1 protein-coding gene and 1 pseudogene are annotated in these 2,704 nt (G+C 62.2%); both read right to left on the bottom strand.

Annotated elements, in window-relative coordinates:
* Window positions 1–1,363: 1,363 nt before the first annotated feature.
* On the bottom strand, window positions 1,364–1,858 hold the full coding sequence (locus ACZ7EG_RS40020) for a lactococcin 972 family bacteriocin (protein ID WP_184567902.1): 495 nt from the start codon (window positions 1,856–1,858) through the stop codon (window positions 1,364–1,366).
* Between the two features lie 242 nt (window positions 1,859–2,100).
* Window positions 2,101–2,635, bottom strand: a pseudogene (locus tag ACZ7EG_RS40015) (hypothetical protein); the annotation flags it as partial.
* Between the last annotated feature and the right edge of the window lie 69 nt (window positions 2,636–2,704).

The following is a 2,704-nucleotide window of genomic DNA, read 5'->3' as shown; positions in this document are numbered from 1 at the left end:
GACCGTCACCCGATCGGTGGCCCGCCCGAAGAAGCTCAGTGACTCTGGGTGGGTACACGAGCGCCCCCGGCCGGTTGCGGGGCCGGGGGCGGTGCCTGGGGTGACTTCGACGAGTGGGCAGCCGTCGGCTGCTCGGCCAGAGTGCGAGACCTGACGGGGTTTTGCAATCGGCTGCGGGGTTGGTGGGTGGTGAAAGTGAGCGGTGTGTCGCGCGCTCACCACTACCGGTAGTTGTCGTCTCTACCCAGCCATAGACCGGGGTGAGGGGAACAGGCGCACGCGTATCTGATCCCCGCATGACGTGGTCACCCGACGGGATGGTGGAGCCCGTCGTAGCAGCCTCGGCGGGGGACTCGGTGACCCCCTGGGGAGCTGGCGGCCCTGGGCCGGCGCCTTCATCACCGTCTGGTGGCGGCTGACCGCCCTCCCAGCCATCGCCTGACCGACCGACACTCGCCCCGACGAGAACCGAAGAGGAGAGGACCGCACCACCCCGGGGGACACGGGCGCTCCGCTGGGCCGATCAACGACCGACGGTCCCAGCTGACGAAATCGAGGCTGGACTTCAGAAGGTCACAAGGGCGAAGTGTCCCTTCTGGCGCGGTGCTGATCAGACTCCGCGGAACGAATACGCCGAGAGTGCCACCGACTCCGGATGGTGTGAATTACTAGAGCCAAAGCAACAGCGCCCGCGATGAACCGAATAACATTCCAAGTAATTCCAAGGACCGCACGTTGCCCATCCGCCTCTACAGCCAGTTGCATGGAGGTCTCGAAAAGTGCTACGAGCGGAACAACCAGTCGGAATGGGAGACCGCCGACACTTGGAATTCGCGCCAGGTTACCCAAGAGCCCGACGGGTGCCCCAAGGACAAAAGCTGCCATTCCCCATACAAGCATACTGGAGTAATTTACCTCGCCGGCGGCGCCAGATTCCAGTCCGGCCGGGATGGTGGGGCTCAGGTCCTTGAATACATAGTATGTGACCACACCGATAGCCAACCCCAAAGAGGACAGCAACGCTGACTCAATTTTGGATCGGCCGAAATAGCCCACCAAGAACGCATAACAGACCCACGACCACCCATCGGAAAAAACAACATTCAGGGAGGCGCAAACGGGATTGCCCCATTTTTCGGTAAGGGGACCCGCTAGTCCAAGTAGAAAACCGACCCCGGGGGGCACTGCGAGCGGCGCAACACGAGTGCGCGGAAAGTGTGCGATTTCTTCTTCCCTGTTCCGTGTTTAATTCAAAGTAGGAGGTGGCGCCACTCGGATACTGCGCAGCCGACGGAAAAGACCCGAGTGGCGCACCAACCTAGCCTTTAGCGAAAGGGTGACCGCGTCATGCGGGGATCAGGATCTACTCGTCAAGACTGTAGAAGGTTTCACAGGTGTAGGCACCGCCCCCTGTCCGGTTGGCATAGGAGGTTTTGCCAGCGGCCGCGTAAGCGCTCCCCTTCAATGCGCCAATCTTGACCGAGGAATGGTGCATTTTAGTGCCGTGGTAGTAGTTCGAGTAGCAGTACTTACCGTCGGTGGTCAGCTCGTAGCCGTAGCACCAATTTCCGCCACTGGCACCGATGCAGCCCTGCGCCGTAGCGGGAGAATTGTCTATGTTGATCACCATCGCACCCCATTTTGAGGGGTTACCCAGCTCTGCGGGCGGCTTTGTCCCGTCACCACGCTTATGGAAGGTGACCTGGCCGATCTTGGAACCATCCGCGGCGACGACAGTGCCGTTCGCCGTAACGGTGGCGGCCTGAGAGGCGTCTGCGGCCGCCGGCGTAGCGAAGCTAAATGCTGCGAGCGCCACGCTCACAAAGCCGAGAACGATCGATCTGCCGGATATCCTCACGGTATTCCTCCCCTAACTCCCCCAGTGGGAGTTTGCGTAATGATCTTGGGTGAGGGAATGGGTGGCAGTCAATAGCCTCGATAAGGACTGTCCGAAAAAGGACTGTCCGTTAAAGGCTGTAGTGCAGCATTCGGCAGGATGTGGTCAGTTCGCCGTCCTTGAACTGGACTTTTGTGGGCCTACGGTACGGGTCAGAGCCTCGCCACCCGTACTGGATTTTCCCGACGTAGTGCTCCCCGTGGGATGGGGTCACGGGAGTCGATGTCGGTGCAGTAGGCGTCGAAGACGTCTCCGGCCGTGAGGGGGTTGAGGTCTCCCGCTCGCAGCCGACAGCCGTAGACGCAGTCTGGGGCCCCTGAGCTGCGGTCCTCATGACGAGTGAGCCGGGCAGAGCCGCGAGACGGATGGCGAGGACCGTGGTGAGTTCGAGGGCCTCGGTGTCGTCGAGGTGGGTAGCACCGTGGGGGTCCGTGTCCGCGGGCAGGATGGAGACCAGCGTCTCCAGCGTGGCCGAGACGCCGTACAGCAGGTGGCGGTGGCCAGGGTCGGCCGTGTCGAGGATGCGGACGAGGAAGTCTGGGGCGCTGGCAAAGGGACCTTGGCCGACGTTCTTTCCGCAGGCGCCGAGACGGGCCAGGAGTGTGGAAACGTACTCCCAGGTGGCCTTGCGGACGGCTTCGTCGATCAGGACCGGACGAGCTCGGCCAGGGGCTCGCCGTCGTACGGGATCGTGGAGCCCGTCGTGGCACCCTCGGCGGTGAAGCACGTACCGCTGGACAACGACTATGGCGCCCCTCGTAGGCAGTCAATGAGCTTCTTCGAGCGGGCCACCGATCGGGTGACAAT

This window comes from Streptomyces sp. NPDC037100, assembly GCF_055606225.1.
Note: the sequence above shows the minus strand (reverse complement) of the source record. Positions and strands in the feature narration are given on the sequence as shown.